The organism is Catenibacillus scindens, from assembly GCF_014202115.1.
GTDB lineage: Bacteria > Bacillota > Clostridia > Lachnospirales > Lachnospiraceae > Catenibacillus > Catenibacillus scindens.
Window position 1 is genome coordinate 1 of the sequence record NZ_JACHFW010000032.1, and the last position, 7,392, is coordinate 7,392.

Here is a 7,392-nt window from a genome sequence, read left to right on the forward strand (position 1 = left end):
GCATAGGCGAGTCTCCCCAGGGTATCCGACATGGCAGGCGACTCATAAAGGTCGGCAACCGGTGTGGCCCTTGAAAAGGGAGTGTGATCCATCTGGAAAAATGTTTCATACATCGCTGCCACCATCCTTCCTGTACTGGCCGAAGGAGATCGCGTCAGCTACCTGCTGTCTGCTCTGTGCATGTTTCTTCTCCAACGCAGAAAGGAACCGGGAAGCTTCCGTTTCCTGTTCCTGCATGGAGACCGGCAGCGCCGGAGTTTTGGAGCAGAATTCCCCGATCTTTACCGGTTCTGCCTCAAAAGGCGTGATCCCCGGATAGGATACCCTGACCACTTCCGGAGACATCGGGTCGTAGGAAATCTCCACTTTGCAGCCGATCAGGGAAGGTTTTGTCTCATATTTTTTACCATTCCTTTCGCTTCGCTCAAGGCACAAACAAGTCTTGAAAAAAAGTTGTGCCCCTCCATTCTTTGAGTTATAATTCTTATAGGGAATAGCAATACACTACAGAGCACGGAGGGAGGAGTGGCGAATTTATTTCGACCCCGCATATTTATATGTGTGGTGCTAGAATATAAATAGTACAAGTCAAAATGAGAAAATTCCAAATAGACAATCAGTGATACAATAGATGTATCGTATTGAAGGAGGATCTCATTATGGCAAAGCAACATGACAAACAGTTTAAGCTGGATGCTGTCCAGTACTATCTCGATCACAAGGAGCTTGGCGTTCGTGGCTGTGCCCAGAATCTTGGTGTAGGTTACAGCACTCTGACGAAGTGGCTGAAGGATTTCCGGGAGTCTGGAGATATCCCTGTCCGTGGCTCCGGTAATTACGCTTCTGATGAACAGAAAGAGATTGCACATTTGAAACGTGAGCTTCGTAATGCCCAGGACGCACTTGATGTGCTAAAAAAAGCTATCAGCATTCTGGGAAAATAACAGAAGCCATTTATCTCGAAGTCGCTGAAAAGACGGAAGCTGCCAGAAAACAGAATCGCCGGGTTTCCGTCTCCGGAATGCTGAAATATTTAGGCGTTTCACGGTCTGGATACCGTTCATGGCTGAACCGTACTCCTTCTGATACAGAAAAACGCAAGGAATACATCAAAGCCCAAATACAGGATATTTATGATGAATCAAAGCAAAACTACGGAGCTCCCAAAATCACCAGAAAGCTGCGGCAGAAGGGAGAGACCATCTCAGAACGTACCGTCGGAAAATATATGAAGGAAATGGGGATCAAGGCCCAGTGGGTGAAGCCATGGACGATCACTACCATAGATTCCGATTTCAGCAATGAACTTCAAAATATCCTGGATGAACAGTTTACTCCTGACCGCCCAAATGCGGTGTGGTGCAGCGATATCACATATATCTGGACAACGGATGGCTTTGTTTATCTTACAAGCATTATGGATCTGTATTCTCGTAAGATTATTGCCTGGACACTCAGTCAGACTTTAGAGGTATCCTGTGTGATTGATACCATCAAGAAAGCGAAAGCCAGACGTAACACAGAACTGCCACTAATTATTCACAGTGACAGAGGAAGTCAATACGTATCCCAGGCATACCGAGAAGTTACTGCCAAAATGCAACGCAGCTACTCAAAAAAGGCCTTTCCATGGGACAATGCATGTATCGAATCGTTTCATGCGCTTATTGGATATTCTTGTACGGAAGTACCGCTGTTCCGGCAATTAGGAAACCGACATTCCGGATGTCGGAAACCGGTTTAATTCTGCTTAAGTGACTTGCTCTTGAATTTGTGTCATTTGTCCAGCCCTTGCCGCATCAGCGGTGCGGAGCAGGCTTGACTAATGGTAACAAATACAAGTAACATTCTTTGAGCAGAATTAGATTGCTCTCAAGCGGTTTCCTTGTACCGGATTGCTGGTGTAACATCATCCGGAATATTCACTTATCAAACGGGAATGGCTGAATCGGTTTAAAATAGGTAATTATCGGCAGGCATATCGTCTGATATTTGAGTATATTGAAGCCTTTTATAATACCAAACGAATTCATAGTCATTGCGATTACATGTCGCCAAATGACTTTGAAAAACTATATGAGCAGACACAGACAAACGAACTGCTCTTAGTAAGTTAAGATGAGGAAAAATTTCTCATTTTAATTTGTGCTAAATCTTGACATAGGACCACGCCTGCCAGGTACATCTCAATGAGGGCTTCTTCCACGCTGCTCTCCCGGCGGCGATACCGCTCAATGATGGCGGTTTCAAAGGAGATCCCCTTGAGCTTGGGCACCTTCAGGGTAACGTCCCCGGATGTAGTGGTGAGATTTCGGTTGTAGTGGCCGCTGCGATAGCCCTGACGCTGCTCATTGCGCTCGTACCGGGCCGCCTGGGTCAGCTTCTCCGCCTCGGCCTCCAGCAGTTCGTTGAGGGTTTCCTCTACGCTGCCTCGTACCAGTTCTTTGATTTGACCCTTGATTACTTCCTCGTTAAGCTGTACAATCTTTTCGGACATGGTTTGCTGTCTCCTTTCAGAATGGTGTGTCGTGACTTCATTCTACCAGAGGGCTGCAAACCATGTCTCTTTTTAACTACTTTTCAATTTGCGAAACTTATTGTACCTTATCAGTTCATCTTTAGAAATTATAAAAAAGGCCATAACTGCAATAGAAAAAAATATCGCACCAACTGCAATTTGAATTACAAGAGTTATGATATTTAGTTCTAACGCAAAGCCTATACAGTTTACAACAATCATCATTATAACTCCACTTATAAGAACCGGAATATAAGTAAAGATATACTTAAAAATGGGCAATTGCTTTCTAACTAAGACCATTTGAATAAACATAACAGAAAACTCCGCAAATATTGTCCCAATGGCTGCTCCGTTAGCTCCGAAGTGCGGAATCATTAAGGAGTTAATTAGCAAATTCACTACAGCACCAGTTATTGTCGACGTAAGATAAATTTTATCATAATGTTTAGGAACCAAATACTGCGTTCTAATGACATTGGCCCAAGATATAAAGAATACCGTTATCGATAGCAACGCAATAATTGAACTACAAGCGGCGAAATCTTTTCCAAAGAAGACTGGGGCAAGAACATTACTAACGCCCATCAGGCCAAATGCTATGGCAGAAGAAATCAATGTAACTAACTTTATAGAGAGCCGAATATATTGCACAGTTTTGCTGCTTTCTCCTCTTGCAATAATATTCGACATTCTTGGTAACATAACTGTTCCAAGCGCGGTAATTACGCCCATTGGAATGTTGACAATTTTTTCAGCATTATTATAAAAGCCAACTTGTTCGTATGTGGACATATTCCCAAGCATAATTTTATCCATAACTCTATAAATACTATATGCAAGGACTGGAACAAAAAGAATTAAAACAGGTTTGAAATTTTCAAGGACATCCCCTAATTTTACCTTGCAAATTCTAATGTATTTCTTTACATATCTCCATAAATATAATTGACTTAGAAACGTACCTGCTGACATAATAAGTGTATATTTCCACAAATCGTTTGGATTGTGGACAAAGATAAACATACAAATTACGGTAAATAATTTTATCAAAATGTTTCTGGTAACAGTGATTTTAAATTGTTCTAAGCCAAAAAAAAGCCAGCTAATGTCAAATAGCCCTGACGCAACATATAATAATTGCAAAAAAGCTATTAATTTATTATCTCTAACTATGCACACACAATATACTATATATAAGAAAATGGCGATTAAGAAAGTAGTTAATTGCAGCAAGAAAATGCTAGTAAATGTTTTGCTTAATTTTTTCTTATTATCCCGCACAGCGGCAACACAACGATTTCCATGATTACTGATTCCGAGCATTGCAAATAGCAAAAAGTAATAGGCGACAGAATTAGTATATGAATAAATACCGACTGCGGTTGCCCCCAGGCATCTTGAAATATATGGTGCAGTAATTAATGGTAGAATAACAACAAGTATTTGGTAAACAATGTTATACGCAAGATTTTTTTTTACGGATTCCATTATATTATTCCTCTCTCAAATTTTTACATAAATTCACTTAATCAGTGTCGTGACTTCTTACTATTATAGCGTACAAATTATTCGCACCCTTCTAAATTACGACACAAACATTCTTCTTTTAAATTCATAAAATAGCAGATACTAGATTCAAATACCTTTGATCTATTGCAAAAGACCATATTCACGAAGATGTGATTTCCTTTTCAATTGTTTCTACTAAAAAAGCAAAACAAAGAAGTAAAACTAAATAACTTTGTGAATATACCTCTGTCATACAGCAAACTACATATCCACATATGCAAGAGGTAATAATTTTCGCGGAAACCGTATTTATTCTTTTCCAACATTTCTTGAGTGTCACATAAAAAATGCCAATATAACATAATAATCCTACAACGCCAGATTGAATTACAATTTGTAAGAAAAAGCAATGCGCATTTCTATCCCCTATAACCGTTTCCAATGTACCACTACCATATCCAATCATAGGGCTATTTTGAATCAAAGAAAGTGCCCTATCCCAAATTACAGTCCGGTTTGACATTGTTAACGATTTCCCAAGCATATTCTCTATTATAAACGAGAACAAGTATTGTACACGGAAGATGACAATTCCTACACCAATACAGACAATAATAAAGAATACCACTTTACCAAACTCTTTAAATTTTGTAAAATTGCTAACTATATATGTTATAGTCATAATTGTAACACCTACAATTGCCGTTGCAGATGTCATAAAAATAAGGTTTCCCAGCAATATTATGGCATAAATAATGCAAAATCGTATATTATGTTTTGAAAATTGAATTAGCAAGGTCATAACAGCCAATAGTAACATTGGCGTTATTTGATTTCCCAATCCCAAAAACATATAGGTCGCTTCTGAGCCATAAATCGAAGTGGTTGACCAAAGTCCTCCGGGAAAGACAATCGCACAAACCAGATTAGCAAGGAATTCAAAAAACAGTACGCATGTAAGTGCATTCAAATAAGCTTTAAAATTACAATACCTTGCATCTTCAACCATAAGAACAAGTGTGAGTATAACTACTACTTCCTTTATATAATTCAAAAAATCGCTACTATTAAGAAATACAGACACAAACCAAATAAGAAAGTAAGTGAAAATTAGTGTGTCAAATACAGAAACACGGCTTTTTAGTACATATCTTATCAAAAAATATATGAATACAACCAGCTTAAAAGCGAGAAGTATATCAGCAAATATACTGCTTGTAATAACGAATACCGTTTGTGATAAAAGAAACGGCAAAAGAAATGCGATATATTTAATTTCATTTTTATTTAATTTCATATCTCATTCCTCATGCAAACCAATGATATTCTTTTCAATAAAGTCAAATGAGTGATCCACAAACGGTTTAATATGGATTAGATCAAATACAGGGTTGATCGAAAGATCTGCATTTCTAGCTTCTTCTGCACTAATATACCGTTCTGCTAATCCAAGTTGATCTAATAAAAATGTGGCACGATCATCGTTCCCTTTTGTTTTATTAAGACTTATGTACCAAAAATTTTTTTTGAAAATATACGAAAACACACTCCCATGAAAAGAAGAGGTAATTACCATAGAAGCATGGTTAACAAGTGATAAAAAATCCTCAGGCCCACCACTTGGTGCTAATCTAATTCCTCTCAAAAACAAAAGGCGTCTAGACCATTCTTTTGCATTCATAACGTATACAGGCATATTATATTTTTTGCTTAGAAATTTCAACAATTCCGCCTGATCTGACTTATAAGTCATTGCATACCAAAAAATATACGGTTCACTGATCAACGGTGGGTTGGTAATTTTAAGCCATTCATTCTTGCGAAGTAAAAGTGTAGGATCAACACACAAATCAATCTGTCGATCAATTAATTGCGAAATCCATTCCCTAGCATTTCCCTCTCTAACAGAGATAGCAGAAAACGCTTCAATATATTTTTTGTACTTTTCCCTTTTTTTCGAGCAATTTGGATTAGATGCACCGAGACTTACAGCATATGCGACTTTTTTAACTTTATCAAAAGGTAACATATAACTATCATCAAAATCCATTGCATTTATGTTCCACACTTGATCACTACCTGTTATTATACAATCATAGTTTTTTGATTGTTCTTGCAGTTCATCACTCGTTGATATTGATTTACTTAATTCAAATTTCGTTAAAAATTTTTTATATCCTAACTCATTATCATTAATAATTTTATAAAACAATAAATTAAGAAAATTTCTAAAGAGTTCTTTTATGGAATTTGGTTTATATAAAATTGAATACATTCGTTGTTGTGATGCACTTGAGTAATTGATTATTTCATTATTAATTTTATATTTATTACATAAGATTTTTTGAAGTGCATAGGCTTGAAGCATAGAGCCACAATTATGCGATGCATGAAAAGTTAATATTCCAATTTTTTTCATATTTTTTACCATTCCTTTCGCTTCGCTCAAGGCACAAACAAGTCTTGAAAAAAAGTTGTGCCCCTCCATTCTTTGAGTTATAATTCTTATAGGGAATAGCAATACACTACAGAGCACGGAGGGAGGAGTGGCGAATTTATTTCGACCCCGCATATTTATATGTGCCGTCATCCTTTCAAGCACAAACAAGTGGGACTTTGAGCCCGGACTCTTATCATTGGTAATAAACCATGTTTATTCAGTCGCAGGATGACAGTCACTGTTGCTATTCCTTTTTTAAGGTGGTGATATTTATGATGAAGTTAAAATACTCCATCTGCTGTGGTCTTGACGTCCACAAAAATGTTATCGTTGCAACCATCGTAAGTACTGACAAAGATGGAATATCCGAATACCAACAAAAATCTTTTTCAACCATTAACTCGGATATCCAAAGGTTTCACAACTGGCTCATCGAGAATAATTGCTTTCATGTTTGTATGGAATCCACTGGCAAGTATTGGATTCCTATTTTTAATTATCTCGAAAATGACATCGATGTCTGCCTCACACATCCCAAATATGTCAAAGCCATCAAAGGCAAGAAAACAGACAAAAAGGATTCCAAATGGATCGCCGACCTCTACAAATTTGACCTTGTCAGATGTTCTTTTATTCCTCCAAAGGATTTTCGGCAGCTCAGAGAGCTTGCCAGATACCGCTTCAAACTGGTCTGCATGAAATCTTCTGAAAAGAACCGCATCCAAAACTGTATGACCGTTTCCAATGTCGGCATTGCCAGTGTGCTTTCTGACCCTTTCGGCAGGACTGCAACTGATATCATGTCCTATCTGCTGGAACATACCGCTGATATCCCGAACGATTGCCATCAAGCCATCAATACTTTTTCGCATGTCGGTATAGCCTGTCACAAGGAAAAATCTGGCCACACCGGACAGTTCAC

General features: G+C 38.1%; 8 protein-coding genes and 1 pseudogene. 4 read left to right on the forward strand and 5 right to left on the reverse strand.

All coding sequences use genetic code 11. The features are described 5' to 3' along the window. Nucleotides 1–105: 105 nt before the first annotated feature. Nucleotides 106–435, reverse strand: a complete 330-nt coding sequence (locus HNP82_RS17425; RefSeq protein WP_183776770.1) for a hypothetical protein — start codon at nucleotides 433–435, stop codon at nucleotides 106–108. Nucleotides 436–659: 224 nt separating this feature from the next. On the opposite strand from HNP82_RS17425, the gene HNP82_RS17430 reads away from it, so the two are divergent. The 3 genes from HNP82_RS17430 (at nucleotide 660) to HNP82_RS17440 (ending at nucleotide 2,117) form a co-directional block, all read left to right on the forward strand. Further along, nucleotides 660–944 (forward strand): transposase, encoded by a 285-nt coding sequence (locus HNP82_RS17430; protein ID WP_207720662.1) that lies wholly within the window; start codon nucleotides 660–662, stop codon nucleotides 942–944. Nucleotides 945–952: 8 nt separating this feature from the next. Next, the gene (locus tag HNP82_RS17435; RefSeq protein WP_330599711.1) at nucleotides 953–1,744 is read left to right on the forward strand and encodes an IS3 family transposase; all 792 of its coding nucleotides are present in this window, start codon (nucleotides 953–955) and stop codon (nucleotides 1,742–1,744) included. 184 nt (nucleotides 1,745–1,928) lie between these two features. Further along, complete coding sequence (locus HNP82_RS17440; RefSeq protein WP_330599712.1) at nucleotides 1,929–2,117, forward strand: IS3 family transposase; 189 nt, start codon at nucleotides 1,929–1,931, stop codon at nucleotides 2,115–2,117. Between the two features lie 50 nt (nucleotides 2,118–2,167). On the opposite strand, the pseudogene HNP82_RS17445 reads toward HNP82_RS17440, so the two are convergent. From HNP82_RS17445 to HNP82_RS17460, 4 genes and pseudogenes are all read right to left on the reverse strand, one after another. Beyond that, nucleotides 2,168–2,497: pseudogene (locus tag HNP82_RS17445) on the reverse strand (transposase); the annotation flags it as partial. 72 nt (nucleotides 2,498–2,569) lie between these two features. Beyond that, nucleotides 2,570–4,009, reverse strand: coding sequence for a flippase (locus tag HNP82_RS17450; RefSeq protein WP_183776771.1), 1,440 nt, complete (start codon nucleotides 4,007–4,009; stop codon nucleotides 2,570–2,572). Nucleotides 4,010–4,190: 181 nt separating this feature from the next. Next, complete coding sequence (locus HNP82_RS17455) at nucleotides 4,191–5,327, reverse strand: O-antigen ligase family protein (RefSeq protein WP_183776773.1); 1,137 nt, start codon at nucleotides 5,325–5,327, stop codon at nucleotides 4,191–4,193. 3 nt (nucleotides 5,328–5,330) lie between these two features. Further along, a complete protein-coding gene (locus tag HNP82_RS17460; RefSeq protein WP_183776774.1) occupies nucleotides 5,331–6,449 on the reverse strand; it encodes a polysaccharide pyruvyl transferase family protein in 1,119 nt (372 codons plus the stop codon). A 293-nt stretch (nucleotides 6,450–6,742) separates the two neighbouring features. On the opposite strand from HNP82_RS17460, the gene HNP82_RS17465 reads away from it, so the two are divergent. Further along, the coding region (locus HNP82_RS17465) for an IS110 family transposase (RefSeq protein WP_243164856.1) at nucleotides 6,743–7,392 on the forward strand (650 nt) is incomplete at its 3' end.

Bases quoted from the DNA above. Each gene is read 5' to 3' on its own strand.
- HNP82_RS17450 (WP_183776771.1), bottom strand. From the start codon at position 4,009: ATGGAATCCGTAAAAAAAAATCTTGCGTATAACATTGTTTACCAAATA.
- HNP82_RS17430 (WP_207720662.1), top strand. From the start codon at position 660: ATGGCAAAGCAACATGACAAACAGTTTAAGCTGGATGCTGTCCAGTAC.
- HNP82_RS17455 (WP_183776773.1), bottom strand. From the start codon at position 5,327: ATGAAATTAAATAAAAATGAAATTAAATATATCGCATTTCTTTTGCCG.
- HNP82_RS17460 (WP_183776774.1), bottom strand. From the start codon at position 6,449: ATGAAAAAAATTGGAATATTAACTTTTCATGCATCGCATAATTGTGGC.